The sequence below is a fragment of the Demequina flava genome (genome assembly GCF_000975035.1).
GTDB lineage: Bacteria > Actinomycetota > Actinomycetes > Actinomycetales > Demequinaceae > Demequina > Demequina flava.
In genome coordinates, this window is sequence record NZ_BBRA01000002.1 from 181815 (window position 1) to 201739 (window position 19925).

Consider the following 19925-nt stretch of genomic DNA (forward strand, 5'->3'; position numbering starts at 1 on the left):
GCGACTACCTCACTGGGCCGCGCGCGACACAATGGACTTCATGCAGACAATGCGGGTAGACGACGGTCGCAACATCGGTGTTCACGGCTCACCGGCGCCCGCAGGTGGTGTGACCGTCTTCTGGCATCACGGAACGCCCGGAACAGGCGCACCCCCTCCCGTTGCCCTGCCTCGCGAAGACTGGACGTGGGCGGGTGTTGACAGGCCCGGCTACGGGGGCTCGGAGCGCTTAGAGGGCCGGTCTGTGGCCGACTCCGCCGCTGACGTGCGCGCCGTGGCCGACCACTGGGGCCTAGATCGCTTTGCGGTCGTGGGGTACTCCGGTGGTGGGCCGCATGCTCTGGCGTGTGCGGGGGCCGATGCTCGGGTTCAGTGGGCCGTCACCGTCGCCTCGCTCGCACCGCGAGACGCGGCGGAGCTGGACTGGTTTGGCGGCATGATCGCATCTGGCGTCCAGGCTCTTGGGGCCGCCGAGGAAGGCGAGCTTGCTCGACGCCGGCTTGACGATGACTTGTATGACCCGGAGTTCACTCTCACGGATCAGATCGCGTTGGAGGGCGAACTGGCGTGGCTTGGCGAGGCATCTTCCGCCGCCGCACAGGACATGGACGGCCCTATTGATGACGATCTCGCGTACGTGAGGCCCTGGGGCGTCGATATCGACGCCGTGCAGTGCCCCGTAATCGCTGTCCACGGAGGCGCAGATGGCATAGCGCCCGTGTGGCACAGCCGCTGGCTGATCAAAAACCTCCGCCGGGGCTACCTGGTCGAGCGGCCCGACGCGGGGCACGTGTCCGCCTTGACCCGCTTGCCGTATGCGCTCGAGCTGATGGCGGAACGGAGCGCGGCCCAGGCGTAGTGACGTGCGTTATTGAATGAGTGCGGTGATGGGGCTGCCCGCTGCCTGCAGTCCATCACGGTCGATCGCATAGAACGCCCACGTGCCGCGCTTCTCGCGAGTAATCACGCCCGCGTCGAAGAGCTGTCGCAGGTGATGCGAGATGGTGGGCTGGCTCAAGCCCAGCGGCGACTCAAGGTCGCACGCACACACTGACCCGTTGGCGGCGACAATCCTGAGGATTGCAAGCCGGGTTGGGTCCGCAATGACCTTCAGTAGCCCGGCTTCTCGCCCAAAGTCACCTTCGGGAACAACGAGTGTCGATCCCGGTGGGCAGACGTCGCTCTCGGCTAGTAGGTTCTCGCGCACTGTCATAGCCACACAATACTCCGACTATTGACAAGCATCAATATTGACAGCCATCAATCTTTACTCCATGCTGGCTCCATGAGCGAAAACAAGCCTTCTGTCATCTTCGTCTGTGTTCACAATGCTGGTCGGTCGCAAATGGCCGCAGGCTACATGCGCCACCTCTCAGGCGGTGCCGTCGAGGTCCGCTCGGCTGGCTCTATGCCCGCCGACCAGATCAACCCCGTTGCCGTGGAGGCGATGCTCGAGGAGGGCATCGATATCCGCGAAGAGCAGCCAAAGATCCTGACGCCCGATGCCGTTGAGGCTTCCGATGCCGTGATCACCATGGGCTGCGGAGACGCGTGCCCCTACTACCCCGGCAAGCGCTACGAAGACTGGAAACTCAGTGACCCTGCAGGTCAGGGCATCGAGTCGGTGCGTCCTATTCGTGACGAGATCAAGGGTCGTATCGAAGCGCTTTTGGCTGACTTGATCTGATGAGCGCTGCAATTCCCGAGGTACCGGGCGCGGAAAAGGCGCGGCTGTCGAATCTGGACCGCTGGCTTCCCCTGTGGATCGGTCTTGCCATGATCGGCGGTGTAGCCCTGGGGCACTTCGTCCCTGGTGTGTCGACCTTCCTTGAGTCCTTGGAAATCGGCGGGGTATCGATCCCCATCGCGATCGGCCTGCTCGTCATGATGTACCCGGTCCTTGCCAAGGTTCGCTACGACAAGGTCGCGGCGGTCACGGGCGACAAGAAGCTCCTCGTCTCATCGCTCATCCTCAACTGGGTCGCGGGCCCAATGATCATGTTCGTGCTGGCCTGGACATTCCTTCCAGACCTGCCCGAGTACCGCACAGGACTCATCATCGTTGGTCTTGCTCGCTGCATCGCGATGGTCGTGATTTGGAACGACCTTGCGTGCGGCGACCGCGAGGCCGCTGCAGTCCTCGTTGCCATCAACTCGGTCTTCCAGGTGTTTGCGTTCTCGATCCTGGGCTGGTTTTACCTCACCGTCCTGCCCGGCTGGTTGGGCCTGGACACCCAGGGACTTGATGCATCGATAGGCACGATCGCCCTGAATGTGCTGATATTCCTAGGGATACCGCTGGCCGCAGGATTCGCCTCGCGCGCTATCGGTGAGCGGGCCAAGGGACGGGAGTGGTACGAGGAGAAGTTTGTTCCAGCCATTAGCCCCTGGGCACTGTACGGGCTGCTGTTCACCATCGTTCTGCTGTTTGCGCTCCAGGGTGAACAGGTCGTCGCGAACCCCTGGGATGTCGCTCGGATCGCCCTTCCCCTGTTGTGCTACTTCGCAATCATGTGGGGCGTCGGCATGCTCACTGGGCGCGCGCTGGGCCTGGGCTACGCACGGACCACGACCCTGGCATTCACCGCAGCAGGCAATAACTTTGAGCTTGCCATCGCGGTCGCCATCGGCACGTTCGGCGCTACCAGCGGCGAAGCGCTCGCCGGAGTCGTCGGCCCCCTCATTGAGGTACCGGTGCTCGTTGGGCTTGTCTACGTCACGCTGTGGCTACGCCCGCGCTTGTTCCCCAAGGAAGCCACCCAGTTCCCTGACCCTGCACAGGTCAGTCAATCCCGGTAGCGTCATCAATAGGCGGGATACCTCGGGTGACGCACTCGAGGAATTCCCGTCGCCGGGAACAATACGCACACCACGCACGTTCCCTTAGACAGCAGGCACCACCCCGCCTGACCACTTCTAGGGAGGCTGACATGGCTGATCGAGCATTGCGCGGAATGCGTCTGGGAACACAGAGCATGGAAACCCCCGCTCACGCTGAGTTGGCGGAGCGCCGTGACGTCCATTACGACTGCCCCAATGGACACATCGTGACCTTGCCATTCTCGGTTGAGGCTGACGTCCCGCTGTCCTGGGAATGCCACTGTGGCTCCCTCGCGCTGCTGCGCGACGGTGACCGCCCGGACGATTCCAATCAGAAGACTGCGCGTACGCACTGGGACATGCTCCTGGAGCGTCGCACCATCCCCGAGCTTGAGGAACTACTCGACGAGCGCTTGGCACTCCTGCGAGCCGGTCGCGTGGGCTAACGCCTCACATCAACGACTGAACGCGCGGCGCACTTGCGCCGCGCGTTCTTTTGTTCCCCACACAGTGGTCTTGACGAGAGCTTCGCGAATGATGGAACCGCTCATCTTCGATACGCCTTGCTCGCGCTCGACAAAGGTGATCGGTACTTCCGCGATGGCGCCACCGGCCTTGGCGACGCGCCAGGCCATATCAATCTGGAAGCAATATCCCTGGGACTCCACGTCCGCCAGGTCGATGCGCTTCAAAATATCCGCGGTGTAGGCCCTGAAACCTGCGGTGGCGTCGCGTACGTGGAGTCCGAGCATGAGCCGCACGTACCGGTTGGCGTTGGTGGACAAGAAGAGCCGATGCTTGGGCCAGTTCACGACGGAGCCGCCCGGCACCCATCGGGAGCCGATAGCGAGGTCCCACGGTTGCGGAGCGTCCAAGACGGACGGTAGGTCCTGCGCTCGGTGGGATCCGTCAGCATCCATTTCGACCAAGACGTCGTAGCCCCGTTCAAGCCCCCAGGAAAAGCCCGCGAGGTACGCCGCCCCCAAGCCCGCCTTACCCGGACGGTGCAAGACGTGAACATGGCTGTCCGACTCAGCCCGAGCATCGGCCCACTCCCCCGTTCCATCGGGCGAATTGTCATCAGCCACGAGGATGTCCACGTCAGGACATGCCTCGCGCACGCCGTCGACCTGCACGGGCAGGGACTCACGCTCGTTGTACGTGGGAATGATGATCAAGGTGCGGGTCACCACTCGTACCTTTCTCTCACGGTGCGAATCGTGCCGACGACCACGGCCGCGGCCGGCAAGACCAGGAAGCCGTAGTGCCACAGCCAGTCGTACTTCACAGCCGGGGTGATTTCTGTGCGCAGCGGCAAAGAGGCGTACATCTGTTCGGCGGTGAACAGCCCGGTCTCGTCGAGCAGGCGACCATTGGGTGCAACGACCCCGGACACTCCCACCGTGGAAATCTGCACCGTGGCGCGACCTGTCTCGATCGCCCGCATCCGGGTCATTTGCAGTTGCTGAGTGGATTCAGCGGTCAGGCCGAAGTTGGCGTTGTTGGTCTGGACAAAGAGCACTTCCGCACCCGCGTTGACGGCGTCAGTCACGATGCCGTCGTACGCCACCTCGAAGCAAATGATGGTGCCGACCGTAACGTCACGTCCCAGGTTCTCGACCGGAACCTCGACAGTGGCAGGGCCAACGCCCGGGATCACTTCGGTTTGGACGAGGTCGACGGCGTCAGAGAAGTACCCAGCGATCTCGCGCATGGGGATGTACTCGGCAAATGGCGCCGGACGCTGCTTGGAGTAGGTATCGAGGATCTCGCCACCGGGCGCCCACAGGAGCGAGGTGTTGTAGCGCCCCTCCTCCGGCGAATAGTCGTTGGTGCCTAGCAGAATGGGCACACCCGCAGCCTGCGCGGATTGTTCGACCATCGCAGCGGATTCCGCGTCGGTGCGGGGGTCGTAGTCGGCCGAGTTTTCCGGCCACACCACGAGGTCCATAGGGCCGGGGTCGGACTCCACCAAGGCGAGCGTGCCGTCGCGATGGTTCTCAGTAACCTGGCGTGCCTGGGCGAATGCATCGAGTCCTGCATTGGGCACATTGCCCTGGACCATGCCCGCGCGTAGCTGACCGTCCGTGGCCTGGGTGTCAAGAGGCACCAGGAAGCCGCAAGCGAGGATGGCGGCACCGCCGATGGGTAGCGCCAACGCTATGACGAGACGACGGCGCAGCAGGGCTTCCAAGCCAAGGCCGAGTGCGGCGCCAATGGTGACGGTGACGAAGCTGACGAGTGGGACGCCGCCTATCCACGCGAAGCGGGCAATGGGCGCATCGACCTGGGAGAAGCCGATCCGTCCCCAGGGAAACCCTCCGAACGGGATGATGGACCGTATTTGCTCCATCCCCACCCACAAGAGCGCGAATGCGAACGGGGACCACCAGGGGGCTTCGCTGTGGCGTGAGGGGGCACGGCGCACCACAGCCCACGCGGCTCCGAAGAGGCCGATGAAGGCGCCTTCGGCGACAGACAACGCGATCCACGGCACAGCGCCTACGGATTCATGGGCCCAGTACACGTGGGGTAGCAAGAAGGCGATGCCGAACATCCAGGTGAGGAAGAACCCACGCCATGGTGTCGCCTCCCGTAGCGCGATCCACAACATCGCGATGCCGACGAACGCGAGCGGCCACCATCCAGTGTCCGGGAACGCCAGATTCACCACGAGCCCAGCGACGATGGCCAGGATCAGATTCTTGGTCGCGACGATGAGCACCCGCCTAGCCTACGGCCCCCAGAATCTCAGATTGAACGCCTAGTAGGCCACAACACCGCGACGCATCGCGTCGATCGCGGTGCGTGCCCGGGTGCGGATCTTCTCGTTGGGTGCGACTTGCCCAATCTGGTCCAAAACGTCGATGACCTGCTTGCACCATCGGACCATGTCTCCGGGCGCGATCTCGGTATCGCGTAGCGCGGCATCGAGAGTGCGTCCTTGAGCCCACGCGTGGATCGCACTGACGATTCCCCAGTGAGGAGCGGGGGCTTCAGGCAGACGGTGTTCGTGCTGAAGGTCGTCAATGCGCGACCACACCCGGACACTGTCGCGAAGTGCGCGTCCCAGGACACCTGACGGTCCGCCAGGGATCTTGGGCGGCCGGCTGTCGTCCTCGCGCCTGCCGTTGTACAGAAGCGTCGAGACGGCGGCGGCAAGGGCGGGCGCGGTGAGCTCGCTCCAGATGTTTTGCCGCAGGCACTCGGCGATGACCAGGTCGTTTTCCGAGTACAGGCGCTTCATCATCTCGCCAGACTTGGTGACGGACGTGTCTTCGCCGGTGCCCTCGAGATATTCGAGGTCGCGCAGCACAGCGCAACGCCGGTCAAAGATCTTCGCGATCGATCCCGTCGTCCGTGTGATCTCTCCGACGAGTTTGTCCTTGTCACGCAAGGTGCGGTGATACCGCTCCGCCCACCGTGCGTGCTGTTCGCGCTCGGGGCACTGGTGACAGGGATGTTCGCGCAACTCGCGGCGCAGGGCGTCCACGCGACCATCGTCGTCAGCCGCAGGCGCGCGCTTCGAGGCACGCGAGGGCATGTCGAAGGTGTGGCGCGCGTTATCCATCTGCTGCGCCAGTTCCTTGCGCTGGCGAGGATTGCGCGAGTCGATCTTCTTGGGGACCTTGATGGCGCCCACGAGCTCGACGCCAGCTTGCAGATCGGCAATAGACAGGCGCACAGCTTGTGCCTTTGACGTTACAACCGTGGGGCGTGGGGTCGATTCGTGGTGGTCCGGGAGCACAACGGCCGCCAGTCCGGAACGCTTACCCGACGCAATCCGCACCACGTCGCCGCGGCGCAGATTGGACAGGGTCTCTACGCCCGCCTCACGCCGCTGGCGCTTCACGGCCTTGGACGCATCTTTCTGTGCGCGATTAATCCGCTCGCGCAGCGCCGCGTACGCCATGAAGTCGCCGCGGTCGCACTTCACGGACTCGCCGTAGCCCTCGATGGTTGCATCGAGTTCACGCACCCGACGCGCCTTCCCGACGACCGTCTGGTCCGCTTGGTACTGCGCGAAAGACAGCTCAAGTAGCTCGCGAGCAGTCTCGACACCCGACTGCGCCACGAGGTTGATCGCCATGTTGTACGAGGGCGAAAAACTCGACACCAGCGGGTAGGTACGCCGTGAAGCGAGCCGCCCCAGCTGGGGTGCATCAAATCCAGGATGCTCGACCACGACGGCGTGGCCCTCGATATCGATACCGCGCCGCCCGGCCCGGCCCGTCAGCTGGGTGTACTCCCCCGCCGTCAGGTCCTTGTGGCCTTGGCCGTCCCACTTGACGAGCTTTTCGAGCACGACTGAGCGGGCTGGCATGTTGATGCCGAGGGCGAGAGTCTCAGTCGCGTAGACGACCTTGAGGTATCCGGCCGAAAACAGGTGCTCGACGACCTCCTTGAACAGGGGAATCATGCCCGCGTGGTGGGCGGCGATCCCCGCCTCGAGGTGGTCGCGCCAGTGGGTGTAGTTCAGCGCGGCGAGGTCCGCCGTCGGGATGCCGGAGCAACGCTCGTCGACGATAGCCCCAATCTCGACGCGTTCTTGCTCGGTGGTGAGCGACAGCCCCGACGAGCGCACCTGGTCAACCGCGTCCTCACATCCCGCCCGCGAGAACACAAATACGATCGCGGGCAACAAGGCCTGCCGATCGAGCACGTCGACCACGGCAAATCGAGGAGGGCTGCGGCGTCCGGTGGGCCGGTTCGCGTTGCGTCCGGGGCGATACCCGCCCTTTCGAGGGTTCGAGCGACCATCAAACTTCGCCCGCTTGGAAATGTCCGCCAGTTCGGGGTTAATCGCAGGATTCACGCCGGGATCCTGGGGGTCCACGCCAGGCGCGTAGAGGTCGAAGATTCCCTCGCGCATGAGGACGTGGGGCCACAGTGGGACGGGCCGATGCTCGCTCACCACGACCTTGGTGTCACCCCGGACTTCGGTCAGCCAGGCACCAAACTCCTCGGCATTCGACACTGTCGCCGACAGTGCGATGAGCGCGGTGCGGGGTCCTAAGTGGATGATCACTTCTTCCCACACCGAGCCGCGGAAGCGATCCGCAAGGTAGTGGACCTCGTCGAGCACCACAGCGCCAAGGGTGTCGAGCGTTCGCGATCCCGCGTAGATCATGTTCCGCAGGACTTCCGTCGTCATCACGACGATGGGCGCGTCCGAGTTGATGGACGTGTCCCCAGTCAGCAAGCCGACGTTCTCCGGGCCGTATGTCTTCCCCAGATCGTGGAATTTCTGATTGCTGAGAGCCTTGATCGGCGTGGTGTAGAACGCCTTCTCACCGCGAGTGAAGGCGTGATGCACGGCGTACTCGCCCACGATGGTCTTTCCCGCGCCCGTAGGCGCAGCGACAAGCACCGAGTGCCCGTCCGCGACTGCTTCGCACGCTTCGCGCTGGAAGCCATCGAGGGGGAAGTTCAGCGACTCTTCGAACTCGCGTAGGTCGGGGCGTCGGGCATTTGCACGGGACGCGGCGTACCGCTCAGCGGGTGAGGTCATATCTGCCAGGCTAATGCGCTGGCGGCCCTAATAGGCGCAAGGCACCTGGCGCGCTTGTCACCGTCAGCGGGAGGTGCCCCACAGCTTCACCATCGGCCGATGCTACGGGAGCCGCAGCACCCGTGGAGCCTGGTCGCAAGATCACCTGGGAGACCGGCGTGATGTGGACGCGGGCGTCGTTGACGTGGGTGCCCTTGAGGAGGCGCGGAAAGATCTTGACGATGCCTCGCCTGGTGAGCGGTTCGGCGCGCACCAGCTCGAGGTCTCCGTCGCTCAGCGCGGACCCTGGACTCATGGGGATGCCCCCACCAAGGACTCCCGAATTCGACACCGCGATGAGCGTCCATTCGGAATCCGTGTCGACCACCTTCGAATCTGCGCGCCTGGCGGCAACGTGCACTCCGTACGGGGCGTACCCCGGCAGCTCGAGGGCGACCGCCACCTTGTACTTGAACTCCCCCCGCGGGATCTTCATGCGCCGACCCCGCTCGGCAACCGCTGCGTCGATGCCGGCGGACAGCACTCCCCCGTACCATCGCTCGACGCCGTCGCCAGTGGTCACCAGTCCCAGGTCGACCTCGCGCGGGCTGCCCACGCTGGCGAGTATCTGCGCCACAGCGGTTTCGGGATCGCGAATGGGCAGCCCCAGTGCCGTGGCAAAGTCGTTGCCAGATCCTGCGGCAACGATGCCCATCGGAAGGCCGGTGGAGGCGCACACTTGGAGACCGAGGTGCACCATGCCATCTCCGCCTACGACGACGAGCGCGTCAATGTGGCCAGAGGCGTCCCCGGCGGCGGTCAATGTCTCTTTCCAAGAGTGGCCGGAAAGGTCTGTGACCGACGCTCCCCCGCGTTCTAAGGCCCTACGCGTGGTGAAGGCCGCTTGTTTTCCCTTGCCAGCATCGGCCGTGGGATTGGCGGCAAGCCCAATACGGAGCATGGGGCGTTACGCGCCCTCAGCTTCCAGGCGAGCGCGTTTGCGGTCGCGTCGCTTCTCACCGAGCCGGGAGATTCCGATCGCGGCGAAGTACAGCCCCACCATGGGGACACCCATGAAGGCCATCGTCACGACATCGGGGGTTGGTGTGAGAACTGCCGCAGCGATCGCGATGATCATCACAGCCCAACGCCATCCCTTGAGCCACGTTCGGGAACGCACCACTCCCGCCCACGACAGTGCGACCATCACCACAGGGAACACAAAGGCGATTCCGAACGCGAGGAAGAGGCGCATCGTGAACGTCATGAGCATCTGTGCGTCCAGGAAGTTCGATCCCCCCTCCGGTGTGAATCCGGTCAGGATCGTCACGGCCTTGGGGTAGACCAACCAGGCAAGCGCGATTCCCGCCACAAAGAGCGGAATGGCGGCGCCCAGAAAGCCAAACGTGTAGCGCTTTTCCGTGGACCGCAGACCCGGGGCGACGAACGCCCACAGTTGGTAGAGCCACCAGGGCGCGGACAAAATGACGCCAAGGAACAGCGAGACCTTGATTTGCATATCGAGCGCCGTCGCCAGGCCTGCGAAGTTCACTGTGACGAGCGCGTCACTGTTTTCGGCAGCCTCAATGATGGGCTCCTGCAGCGCCTCGAAGACCGGCTCGTAGAGGAACCATCCCACGAGGGCTCCCACGGCGACCCCGATGGCCACCAGGATGAGCCGGTTGCGGAATTCGCGCAGGTGGGCTTTGAGCGGCATGCGCCCTTCGGGAGCCCGCCGGCGCGTTGGCTTAGCGGCCACGCTCCTCGTTGTCAGCGCCACCCTTGTCGCTCGAGGTGTCAGGCTTGTCTGAGCTGGCCTGGTCTGTGGTGGGTGCTGAGGTGTCCTTGGACGTCTTCTTGTCGTCGTCGGAGAGGTTCTTGGTCTCTTCCTTGAGGATGTTGAGCGACTTGCCGATGGAGCGCGCAAGTTCAGGGAGCTTGGGTGCCCCGAACAGCAACAGGACAATCACCAAGATGATGATGAGCTCTCTGGGCCCCATAATTACTCCCTCACTAACGGACGAACGCCGTCAGTCTAGTCGCCGTGAACGGCAAGCACGTTCGCTGCGCGCTCAGCCAACGCATCACGCAGTTCCTGCGGCTCGACGCTTCGGAGGTGCGGGGCGACGGCAAGGAGCCTGCCTGCGGCCCAGTCCGCATCTGCGACGGGGAACCGCGCGGTGACCTCGGCATCGGTTGTCTCGAGCTCGACTGAAGGCAGGTCCTCGACGGCCCAACGCCCTGCCCGCGCCACACGAACGGTCGCAGCAAAACCCGCGTCCAGGGAGAAGCCGAGCTTCTCCGCAGGAGGATGGGTCACCATGACATCGACGGCCGTTGCGGACTCGATGCGGTCCAACCTGAGCGTGCGGTAGTCGTCTGCGCGCAGGCAATAGCACTCGAGGTATCCCGCGCCGTCGATAGCGACCAGCCTGTGAGGCTCCACGACCCGCACGCTGCGCCGCTGGTGGGCGTCCACGTACGTCAGTTCAACGGCGTGACGGGTCGCGATCGACTCGTCGAGTGAGCCGCGGATAGCGGGATCGACCTCGGTTGCCGAGACCACTTCGACACCCGTGGAGCCGACAACCGTAGTGAGCTTTCCAAGCGCACTCGAGGCGGCATCGGGAGCTGCACCCGTGGCAACCAATGCAGAAAGCGCACCGATGAGGGCCGCGGCCTCTCGCGGCGAGTAGCTGACTTGCCGCAGTCCCTGAGCATTGGTGAGGTCCGCCACCTTGTCGTCGAAGGCGAAGCCGTCAAAGTCGATGAGGTCCTCGTGTGAATAGCCCGGGCGGCCCGAGAGCCACAACAGCGTGACATCCTTCTCGATCTGCGCTGCGCTGACACCAAAGTGCGCCGCCAGTTCTGCGAAGTCCGTGGCACCTTGCGTCTCGAGGTACTCGATGATTCCGAGGAGGCGAGTAACACGCCCCACGGCCCTATCCCCTGCCATGAGCCACCTCCAACGCAGCCGCTGCGTAAGTGGCAACTTCGTCGCGTAGGTCCTGGGGTTCGACGATGCGCGCAGCTCCCCCAAGCGCCAAAACCTGGCCGCGGAGGTCATCGCGGTGCACGTACGGCACCGTCACAAGGTCCCAATCGCCATCGGCACCTGCGTGGCTTCCCGCGTTGCGCAGTGCGTGCCCGGCCTCGGGACGCAACGCCACTATCGCCTCACCCTGTGTGTCACCGGCAGGCTTAAGCCCGCCAGGGAAATGAGTGGGGATCTCGTATGCGCCCGGTAGTCCGGTGAGCTTCACGGTGCTAGTCACGCGGCTGAGCCTGAAGGTGCGTTGAGCCTCGCGGTCAACGTCGAAAGCGACGAGATAGTCCGCGCCACCGCTGAGCAGAATGCGCCACGGCTGCACGGTTCGCGTTGCATCCCCTGAAGAAGCAGATGCGTACTCGAAGGTGACCGCCTGACGGAGCTGAATTGCCTCGACAAGTGCGGCGGCGGCATCGCTGAGCCGAGCCTGCGCTGTCGCGAACGGTAGCTCTTCGGCCTGGCCATGGGCCATCCGGGAAGATGCCTTGACCCACGCGAGCGAGGCATCGGCCCCAAGTGCGGCACCACGCCAATAGTCAGCGGCCAAGGCGACCACTGCGGACTCCGACGGGGTGAAGTCGATGGGCGGCAACGTCGCTTGGGACGGGTCAATGCGGTAGCCGATGTCGTCGCCATGTGCCTGCGAACGTACGGTCACGACGGGAATCCCGAGCCTGCGCAAGGTGTCCTTATCGCGCTCGAACATGCGCTCAAACGTGGCTTTGCGCTTCTTGGCCGTCGCCTCATCCGCCGAGTCATCAACCCGGTCGTACCCCGCCACGGATGCGCGAATGTCGTCCTTCGTCATGCGCACACGCGTGTGCATGAGCGCAATGATGAGGTTGAGCAGTCGTTCCTCGGGCGAGACAGCCATGGGTTAGATCCGGACGGCGAGGAGTTCGGTCGACAGAATTGCGCGGGCGCCAGCAGCGTAGAGGCGATCCATGATCTGGTTCATCTCCGCGCGGGGAACCATGATGCGCACCGCGTGCCAGTCCTTGCCGTGCAAAGGAGTCACTGTCGGTGCCTCGAACCCGGGGGTGACCGAGATCGACTCATCGAGCTTCTCCGACGGCACGTCGTAGTCAACGAGCACGTACTGGCGGGCCATCAGCACACCGCGCAGACGACCGGTGAGAACGGCGAGGTCCTCGTTGTTGGTGTCCTTGCCCCGGATCAGGATGGCCTCGGACTTGAGGATGGGCTCCCCGAAGATCTCCAGGCCGGCCGCGCGCAAGGTGGTGCCGGTCGAGACCACGTCGGCCACAGCATCGGCCACACCAAGGCGGACCGATGACTCGACTGCACCGTCTAGGCGTACAACCGTGGATTCCACGCCGAAGGACTTCAAGTGGTGCTTCACCAAGCGCGGGTAGCTCGTGGCGACTCGCTTGCCCTGGAGCTGGTCGATCGCGGTGACTTCGCCCTTGGGTGCGGCGTAGCGAAATGTGGACCCGCCGAAGCCGAGCTCAAGGTGCTCGTTGGCCTCTGCGCCGGAGTCCAGAAGCAGGTCGCGGCCGGTGATACCGGCGTCTACCGTGCCGGAGCCTACGTAGACCGCGACATCACGCGGACGCAGAAAGAAGAACTCGACGTCGTTGCGGGGGTCGGCGAGCACCAGTTCGCGGGAGTCGCGGCGCTGCTTGTAGCCGGCTTCCTTGAGAAGTTGAGCGGCGGGTTCGGACAGTGATCCCTTGTTGGGGACGGCAATGCGCAGCACTTGTGATCCTTAGAGGTTGCGGTAGACGTCGTCGAGGGTCAGGCCCTTCGCGACCATCATGACCTGTGCCCAGTACAGCAACTGGGAGATTTCTTCGGCGGCTTCTTCGTTGCTCTGGAACTCGGCGGCCATCCAGGACTCGGCGGCCTCCTCGACGAGCTTCTTGCCGATCGCATGGACGCCCTTATCGAGCATCGCGACGGTGCCAGAGCCCTCAGGGCGCTCCTCGGCACGAGCGGACAGTTCAGCAAAAAGGTCGTCGAAATTCTTCACAGTGCCAGCCTAGTGGGATGAGTGTCGGTCGGCGTGCGCGCGACCGTAGCCACTATCCGAGTGAGTCAAGTGTGAGAGCCGTCGCAAGCGCCGCTTCCACAGACTCAGCGCCCTTGTCCTCGATCGATCCCTCAAGGCCAGCACGTGCGAGAGCCTGCTCCACAGTGTCGACTGTCAACACGCCAAAGCCCACGGGCACCATGTGCTCGCGTGCAATCGCAGTCAGGCCATCGGTCACGGAGCGACAAACGTACTCAAAGTGAGGAGTCTCCCCCTGGACAACGACGCCCAGCGCAACCACAGCATCGGCCCCGCTGCGTGCAAGCTTCTCGGCAACGACGGTGAGCTCAAACGCCCCGGCGACACGGGTGACGCGGTACTTAGCGCCAGCCTTCTTGGCCGCCTCAACGGCACCGTTCACAAGCCCGTCCATGACCTCGGTGTGCCACTGGCTCGCGACGATCTCGACCTTCATGCCGCGACCGTCGATGTCGAGCTGAGGTGCTCCGTCTCCACTCATGCGTCTTCTCCTGTGAGGTGGCCCATGCGCTCGATCTTGGTGCGCAAGTAGGCGGCGTTTTCTGGGTGCTCACCGTAGCGGTGGGGCACTCGTTCGGTGATGGTGATGCCTGAGGCACGCATGGCGGCAACCTTGGCTGGGTTGTTGGTCATGAGACGCACCTCCGTCAAACCCAAGTCTGCCAGGATCGCCGCGGCCGCGCCGTATTCGCGACGGTCGATCGGCAGTCCCAAGTCCGTGTTGGCGTCGACAGTGTCGCGCCCGGCATCTTGGAGGCCATACGCACGGATCTTCGCGACGATGCCAATGCCGCGTCCCTCGTGTCCACGCAGGTAAACGACCGCACCGCCTTCTGCGGCAACGCGCGCCACGGCTGCATCCAGCTGAGGTCCGCAGTCGCAACGAAGCGAACCAAAAGCGTCGCCGGTGAGGCATTCGGAGTGGACGCGCACGACGGGCGTGCGGCCCTCGGGCGTCGGCGCTGTGAGAACGACGTGCTCGTCGCCGGTCCGTGCGTCGCGGTAGCCGTGAATCGTGAGGTCGCCGTGGCGGGTGGGCAGGCGCGCCTCCCCCTCAGCGACCACGCGGTGCGGTGCCGGCTCCACGACAGGAGCCTCGTCTCCACGGTGAATTCGGTACGCGATCAGTTCCTCGATCGTCATAAAGACAAGGCCGTCACGATCCGCGACAGCGGTGGCGTCGCCGTGACGCATCATGGTGCCGTCATCGTTGACCATCTCGGCAATGACGCCCACCGGCGAGAGCCCTGCGAGGCGGCACAGGTCGACAGCGGCTTCCGTGTGCCCGGGGCGGTGCAGCACTCCCCCAGCGACCGCGCGCAACGGCAGGACGTGCCCTGGGCGAATGACGTCATCGGGGCAGGCGTCTTCCTTCGCCAAGACGTGCAGCGTCCGGTGCCTGTCGGCGGCGGAAATGCCTGTGGTGATGCCATCCGCCGCATCCACCGAGACCGTGTACGCCGTGCGGCGTGGGTCCTGGCTGTTGGGAACCATGAGCGGGAGGTTGAGGGCGTCCGCCTTGGGACCCGGCATAGGTGCGCAGAGGTATCCGCTCGAGTGGCGGATTCCCCATGCGACCCAGTCCACCGTGGTGGTCTGCGCGGACATGATGAAGTCTGCTTCGTTCTCGCGGTGATGCGAGTCCGCAACCAGCACGGGCTTGCCGGCGCGCAGATCCTCGAGCGCGCTTTGAATGCGCGCGAGGTCCGCCTCGGTCAGTTCTACGGGTACGGCGGGGATGGGCTCGCTCATGCGCGCTCCCCCAGCATCTTCTCGACGTACTTGCCGATGACGTCCACCTCGACGTTGGCGCGGTCGCCCACCTTGGCCTCGCCAAAGACGGTTTCCGCGAGCGTGGTGGGGATCAGTGACACAGTGGCGCGATTGCCTTCAAGCTCTGCGACGGTCAGCGACACGCCGTTGAGCGCAATGGAGCCCTTGCGGACCACGTAGCGCAGCAGGTCATCTGGCAGTTCAAAGGTGAGGTTGTCCCAATCGGGCTGCGAGTCGCGGGCCACGAGCACGGCGGTGCCGTCGACGTGACCCTGCATGAGGTGCCCACCCAGGCGGCCGTCAGCACGCATCGCGCGTTCGATGTTCACGCGGTCGCCAGCTTTCAGTGCGCCAAGGGCGGTGGTGTCCAGCGTGATTTTCATGACGTCTGCCAGCCAGCTGTCGCCGGTGTGCTTGGCGACAGTGAGGCACACTCCGTTTACAGCGATGGATTCGCCGTGAATGAGGTCGGCGCCAAAGCCATCAGTGTGAATAGAGAATTGCGCTTGCGCGCCCGCGTCGGAGACGGATTCAACCGTGCCCACCGCCTCGACGATGCCCGTGAACATCAGGTTCCTTCCGTGACAAGACCAGTGACAAGGATATCCGCGCCTAGTGGCGTGTGAGTCACCTCTGTCAGTCTCAACGTGTCCGCCATCGTGGGGATTCCCAGGCCGTTCACGGCCGTGGCGCCGTCACCGAGAATCGCGGGGGCGATGTAGGTATTCACCTCGTCCACGAGGCCTGCGGCAAAGAATGCGCTCAGCACCGTGGGACCCCCTTCAACAAGCAGCGTGCGAACCTCCCGCTGATGCAGTTCGGCGAGGACTGCGGCCGGGTCGTGGCTATGAATTGCCAACGCGTTGTCGTCGCGCCACACCTTCGCTCCGTCGGTGGGCCGCGAGCCGATGACGACCCGCAGCGGCTGCGGGCCGGACTCGTCACCGCCCGGGCGCGCGGAAAGGCTGGGGTTGTCGACCTCGACCGTTGCGGTGCCGACCGCGATGGCGTCGACCTGGCCCCGCACCTGATGGACGTGTGCGCGTGCCTGCTCACCGGTGATCCAGAAAGCGGTGCCGTCTGCGGCGGCCATGCGTCCGTCGAGGGTTGAGGCCCACTTCGCGATCACGTAAGGCCGCCGGTGGGTCATTGCCTTGTGCCATCGCCGGATCAGGGCGGCGGCGCCGTCGTGAGGCGTGTGTATCGCCTCAATGCCGTTGGCGTTGAGAGTGGCTGCACCCCCGTGCGAAGCCTCACCTGGGTCGGTGACGGCGAACAGCACCCGGCCGATGCCGGCATCAGTAAGCGCCTGGGCGCACGGTCCCGTACGACCCGTGTGGTTGCACGGCTCCAGCGTGACGTGGGCGGTGGCACCGGTCACGTCGACACCGCGCTCGTGGGCGTCTGCCAATGCGGCGACCTCCGCGTGCGGCGTTCCGGCACCCTTATGCCACCCCTTGGCGAGCACGTGGCCCTCTGCGCTGGTGATGACGCATCCGACTCGAGGATTTGGGCCAGCCTGCGGCCCTTGACCGCCAAGCAACACCGCGAGGTCCATCGCCTCACCTGAGGTGAGCTGAGGTGCGGAAGAAGAGATGGGCATCGGCCCTACTTGGCCGCGTGAGCGGCAAGATCACGCAAGGCGTTGACTTCAGCAGACGGATCCGCCGCGCCATAGACGGCCGAGCCTGCGACGAACACGTCGCACCCAGCCCGGGCGGTCTCCTCAATGGTGTCGCGGGAGATGCCGCCGTCGGTCTCGATCCACAGGTCGTGCTGCGCGCTCTCGGCAGCCTTCCTGAGCGCGGTGACCTTGGGCAGCATGTCTGGCATGAAGGACTGGCCGCCAAATCCTGGCTCCACCGTCATCACGAGCACCATGTCGAAGTGCTTGATGTCATCCAGCACGGCCTCGACGGGGGTCCCGGGCTTCAGCGCGACCGATGCACGCACACCGAGCTTGCGAAGGTCCCGGGCAATGCCCTTGGGGTCCTTCGCGGCCTCGTAGTGGAACGTCACAGATGACGCACCTGCCTCGGCGTAGCGCGGGGCCCAGTGGTCGGCATCTTCGATCATGAGGTGAGCATCCACGGGCATGGGCGCTACTTGCGCGATGCGCTCCAGCACTGGCAGCCCGACAGTGAGGTTCGGCACGAAGTGGCCGTCCATCACGTCAAAGTGCAGCCAGTCGGCTGTGGAGACCTTCGCAATCTCGCTTTCGAGGTTGGCGAAGTCTGCGGACAGGATGGACGGGGCGATCTGCATTCCCATGCGTTCCAGGCTAGTCGCTGTGTGGCGCGGGCGCGGACTCGGCGCTACGCCTGCAGGAGCTGAATAAACATCGCGTCGGTGCCGTGGACGTGCGGCCACAGCTGCACGTGCGGTCCGCTCCCCCACGACTCGAGCGTGGTGTCAGTCGCCGCTGCGAGAGCCGCACGAGTGTCCAGAGTCGTTAACCCCACGGCCGCGACCACCGCGTGCGTCTCCGCGACTACAGGAGAACAGGTCACATACGCGATCACACCACCAGGCGCGACGAGCCGCTTAGCTTGATTGAGGAGCGTGATCTGCAAATCCACGAGGTCATCAAGGTCGCTTTGGGTGCGGCGCCATCGCGACTCGGGCCGGCGGCGTAGGGCGCCCAGGCCCGTGCAGGGCGCATCAAGCAAGATGCGATCGAACGACCCCGCCTCACCCCACGCGCGCGCATCGCCAGTGTGCACAGTCCACGCCTCATCCGACACCGCACGGAGTGACTTGCGCACAAGATCGGCCCGGTGCTGATGCAGTTCTAGAGCGTCGAGGTGCTCGCCCGCGCTCGCGGCCTGCGCGGCCAGTAGCGCGGCCTTGCCACCGGGACCTGCACACATATCCAGCCACCGCTGGCTCCCCTTGTCCACGGGGAGGGCCGATGCTGTGGTCTCCCCAGCATCGGCCGTAGTGGAGGCGGTGGGTAGCGCGGCGTCAGCGTGAATCAGCGCCAAGGCAGCCAACTGACTACCTTCGTCCTGCACCGCTGCGGTGCCGTCGGCAACGGCCCCGAGGGACCCAGGGTCACCCGACGGGAGCTCGACGCCCCATGGCGACAGTGTGGTCGGCATGCCCTCCGCCTCGGCTGTGAGATCGTCACGGTCAACCAGCCCTGGGCGGGCCACGAGAGTCACCGATGGCGCAGTGTTGTCGGCAGCGAGCAGAGTTTCGATCTGACCGGGCCGGCCATCGCGTTGAAGCGACTGTTCGAGTTCGCCCACCACCCATTCGGGGTGTGAGTAGCGCGTGGCCAGGGAACGCCGCGACGTGCCAGGCGCTACCCGTGAGAGCCACAGATCCAGATCCGCCTCAACGACACGTCGCATGACGGCGTTAGCAAACCCGCCCGCGCCCTTGCCGCGCTCCTGACGCACAAGCTCGACTGTTTGCGACACCGCTGCGTGCGCCGGCACGCGCATGGAAAGTGCCTGGTGTGCACCGAGCCGCAGCGCCACGAGTACCTCCACATCGAAGCCCTCCGCCGGGCGCTTTGCGGCCTTGGAAAGAATCGCGTCGTACAGACCCTGCATGCGCAGCGCGCCGTAGGTCAGTTCGGTGGCAAAGCCCGCTTCGCGGCCCTTGAGGTGTCGCTTGCGCAGGACCATCGGGAGCGCGAGATTCGCGTAGGTGTCCTGCGTCTCGACGGCGAGGCATACGTCGTAGGCGGCCAGGCGCGCGGGTTCGACTCTCATGCTTCACCCAAGATCGCACCATCGCCCAGACGAGCGCCGCGCCACCAGTCCGAGGCGTTCATCGCCTTCTTTCCCGCAGGTGCGATGGTCGAGAGGGCAACGGGATCGGTTCCGGTGCCGACCAGCACGCGGCCATCGACTTCCTTGATCTGGCCCGGGACGGTACGTGGGCCATCGACGATGGGGCTGACCGGGCTGAGCTTCGCGACCGAACCGTCCGGCAAAGTCGTCCACGCTCCCGGGGCGGGCGTGCAGCCGCGGATCTGACGATCCACCACGTGGCTGGGCCGGTCCCACACAACATAGGCGTCCTCGCGGGACAACTTCGCGGCGTAGCTCACCCCGTCCTCGCCCTGCGGCTGCGGAGTGGCTTGACCGGACACGAGCGCCTCGAGGGACTGGACCATAAGCGGCGCGCCGGCGTGGGCGAGCCGGTCGAGGAGGTCGCCCGAGGTGTCAAGTGCGCGGACGCGCTCGGTCAATGTGCCGATCACGGGTCCGGTGTCCAGGCCCTTCTCTAGCAGGAACGTGCTTGCGCCGGTGAACTCGTCACCGGCCATGAGCGCGCGCTGCACGGGAGCCGCTCCCCGCCACTGGGGCAGGAGCGAGAAGTGGAGGTTGACCCAGCCGTGCTCCGTGGCTGCGAGCATCTCCTCGGTCAGGATCTGGCCGTACGCCACCACCGCGGCGACATCCGCTTCCAGTGCCTCGATTTGCGCGATGAACTCGGGATCCTTCGCGCTCACGGGGGTGAGGACGTCGATCCCGTGCTCTTCCGCGGCTGTCTTTACTGGGCTCGGGTGCAGCGTCTTGCCGCGCTTGCCACGGGCATCGGGCTGAGTGATGACGGCAATGACCTCGTGCGGAGAATTGATCAACGCCTCGAGGGTCGGTACTGCCGCGTCTGGGGTTCCGGCAAAGATGACACGCATATGCACCATCGTAGTTGCGCGACGACCGCACACAGCCCGCGCGATGCCAGCCAGTCCGGTGGCGCCCCAGTAGGACATCTGGGTCACAATGGGCGCGAATTGTGAC

General features: G+C 64.8%; 22 protein-coding genes. 4 read left to right on the plus strand and 18 right to left on the minus strand.

Features of this window, described 5'->3' with window-relative positions:
* Positions 1–40: 40 nt before the first annotated feature.
* On the plus strand, positions 41–859 hold the full coding sequence (locus AOP74_RS09360) for an alpha/beta fold hydrolase (protein ID WP_061962119.1): 819 nt from the start codon (positions 41–43) through the stop codon (positions 857–859).
* A gap of 9 nt (positions 860–868) precedes the next feature.
* Here the strand turns inward: AOP74_RS09360 and AOP74_RS09365 are convergent, their stop codons facing one another.
* On the minus strand, positions 869–1213 hold the full coding sequence (locus tag AOP74_RS09365) for an ArsR/SmtB family transcription factor (RefSeq protein WP_082096235.1): 345 nt from the start codon (positions 1211–1213) through the stop codon (positions 869–871).
* Positions 1214–1285: 72 nt separating this feature from the next.
* Here AOP74_RS09365 and AOP74_RS09370 point away from each other — a divergent pair, with 72 nt between their 5' ends.
* From AOP74_RS09370 to AOP74_RS09380, 3 genes are all read left to right on the plus strand, one after another.
* Entirely contained in the window at positions 1286–1687 is a 402-nt protein-coding gene (locus AOP74_RS09370) for an arsenate reductase ArsC (protein ID WP_061962120.1), read from the plus strand.
* On the plus strand, positions 1687–2799 hold the full coding sequence (arsB, locus tag AOP74_RS09375; RefSeq protein WP_061962121.1) for an ACR3 family arsenite efflux transporter: 1113 nt from the start codon (positions 1687–1689) through the stop codon (positions 2797–2799). The genes AOP74_RS09370 and arsB overlap by 1 nt, the downstream gene beginning before the upstream one ends.
* Positions 2800–2930: 131 nt before the next feature.
* Positions 2931–3266, plus strand: coding sequence for an RNA polymerase-binding protein RbpA (locus AOP74_RS09380; protein ID WP_061962122.1), 336 nt, complete (start codon positions 2931–2933; stop codon positions 3264–3266).
* A gap of 9 nt (positions 3267–3275) precedes the next feature.
* Here the strand turns inward: AOP74_RS09380 and AOP74_RS09385 are convergent, their stop codons facing one another.
* Genes AOP74_RS09385 through fmt form a run of 17 tightly spaced genes read right to left on the minus strand, consistent with a single transcriptional unit; the run spans position 3276 to position 19819 of the window.
* Positions 3276–4010, minus strand: coding sequence for a polyprenol monophosphomannose synthase (locus AOP74_RS09385; RefSeq protein ID WP_439645062.1), 735 nt, complete (start codon positions 4008–4010; stop codon positions 3276–3278).
* Positions 4007–5545 (minus strand): apolipoprotein N-acyltransferase, encoded by a 1539-nt coding sequence (lnt, locus tag AOP74_RS09390; protein ID WP_061962124.1) that lies wholly within the window; start codon positions 5543–5545, stop codon positions 4007–4009. The genes AOP74_RS09385 and lnt overlap by 4 nt, the downstream gene beginning before the upstream one ends.
* Positions 5546–5584: 39 nt before the next feature.
* Positions 5585–8332, minus strand: coding sequence for a DEAD/DEAH box helicase (locus AOP74_RS09395; RefSeq protein ID WP_061962125.1), 2748 nt, complete (start codon positions 8330–8332; stop codon positions 5585–5587).
* Between the two features lie 10 nt (positions 8333–8342).
* Entirely contained in the window at positions 8343–9272 is a 930-nt protein-coding gene (locus AOP74_RS09400) for a diacylglycerol/lipid kinase family protein (protein WP_082096236.1), read from the minus strand.
* 6 nt (positions 9273–9278) lie between these two features.
* Positions 9279–10028: a twin-arginine translocase subunit TatC gene (gene tatC, locus AOP74_RS09405; protein ID WP_061962127.1), complete on the minus strand. Its 750-nt coding sequence runs from the start codon at positions 10026–10028 to the stop codon at positions 9279–9281.
* Positions 10029–10059: 31 nt separating this feature from the next.
* Positions 10060–10311 (minus strand): Sec-independent protein translocase subunit TatA, encoded by a 252-nt coding sequence (gene tatA / locus AOP74_RS12365; protein ID WP_061962128.1) that lies wholly within the window; start codon positions 10309–10311, stop codon positions 10060–10062.
* 35 nt (positions 10312–10346) lie between these two features.
* The gene (locus tag AOP74_RS09415; RefSeq protein WP_061962129.1) at positions 10347–11267 is read right to left on the minus strand and encodes a helix-turn-helix transcriptional regulator; all 921 of its coding nucleotides are present in this window, start codon (positions 11265–11267) and stop codon (positions 10347–10349) included.
* Positions 11254–12234 carry a helix-turn-helix transcriptional regulator gene (locus tag AOP74_RS09420; RefSeq protein WP_061962130.1) on the minus strand — a complete coding sequence of 327 codons (981 nt, stop codon included), beginning with the start codon at positions 12232–12234 and terminating at the stop codon, positions 11254–11256. Before AOP74_RS09420 ends, AOP74_RS09415 begins: the two co-directional genes overlap by 14 nt.
* A gap of 3 nt (positions 12235–12237) precedes the next feature.
* Entirely contained in the window at positions 12238–13080 is an 843-nt protein-coding gene (gene hisG / locus AOP74_RS09425) for an ATP phosphoribosyltransferase (RefSeq protein ID WP_061962131.1), read from the minus strand.
* Positions 13081–13089: 9 nt separating this feature from the next.
* Entirely contained in the window at positions 13090–13353 is a 264-nt protein-coding gene (locus tag AOP74_RS09430) for a phosphoribosyl-ATP diphosphatase (protein ID WP_061962132.1), read from the minus strand.
* A 52-nt stretch (positions 13354–13405) separates the two neighbouring features.
* Complete coding sequence (gene ribH / locus AOP74_RS09435) at positions 13406–13873, minus strand: 6,7-dimethyl-8-ribityllumazine synthase (RefSeq protein WP_061962133.1); 468 nt, start codon at positions 13871–13873, stop codon at positions 13406–13408.
* On the minus strand, positions 13870–15144 hold the full coding sequence (locus tag AOP74_RS09440; RefSeq protein ID WP_061962134.1) for a bifunctional 3,4-dihydroxy-2-butanone-4-phosphate synthase/GTP cyclohydrolase II: 1275 nt from the start codon (positions 15142–15144) through the stop codon (positions 13870–13872). The genes ribH and AOP74_RS09440 overlap by 4 nt, the downstream gene beginning before the upstream one ends.
* Complete coding sequence (locus AOP74_RS09445; protein WP_061962135.1) at positions 15141–15734, minus strand: riboflavin synthase; 594 nt, start codon at positions 15732–15734, stop codon at positions 15141–15143. The genes AOP74_RS09440 and AOP74_RS09445 overlap by 4 nt, the downstream gene beginning before the upstream one ends.
* Positions 15734–16768, minus strand: a complete 1035-nt coding sequence (gene ribD / locus AOP74_RS09450; RefSeq protein ID WP_061962136.1) for a bifunctional diaminohydroxyphosphoribosylaminopyrimidine deaminase/5-amino-6-(5-phosphoribosylamino)uracil reductase RibD — start codon at positions 16766–16768, stop codon at positions 15734–15736. Before ribD ends, AOP74_RS09445 begins: the two co-directional genes overlap by 1 nt.
* A gap of 5 nt (positions 16769–16773) precedes the next feature.
* Positions 16774–17436 carry a ribulose-phosphate 3-epimerase gene (rpe, locus tag AOP74_RS09455; protein ID WP_061962137.1) on the minus strand — a complete coding sequence of 221 codons (663 nt, stop codon included), beginning with the start codon at positions 17434–17436 and terminating at the stop codon, positions 16774–16776.
* Between the two features lie 44 nt (positions 17437–17480).
* Positions 17481–18887 (minus strand): RsmB/NOP family class I SAM-dependent RNA methyltransferase, encoded by a 1407-nt coding sequence (locus tag AOP74_RS09460; protein ID WP_061962138.1) that lies wholly within the window; start codon positions 18885–18887, stop codon positions 17481–17483.
* A complete protein-coding gene (gene fmt / locus AOP74_RS09465; RefSeq protein WP_061962591.1) occupies positions 18884–19819 on the minus strand; it encodes a methionyl-tRNA formyltransferase in 936 nt (311 codons plus the stop codon). Before fmt ends, AOP74_RS09460 begins: the two co-directional genes overlap by 4 nt.
* Positions 19820–19925 lie beyond the last annotated feature (106 nt).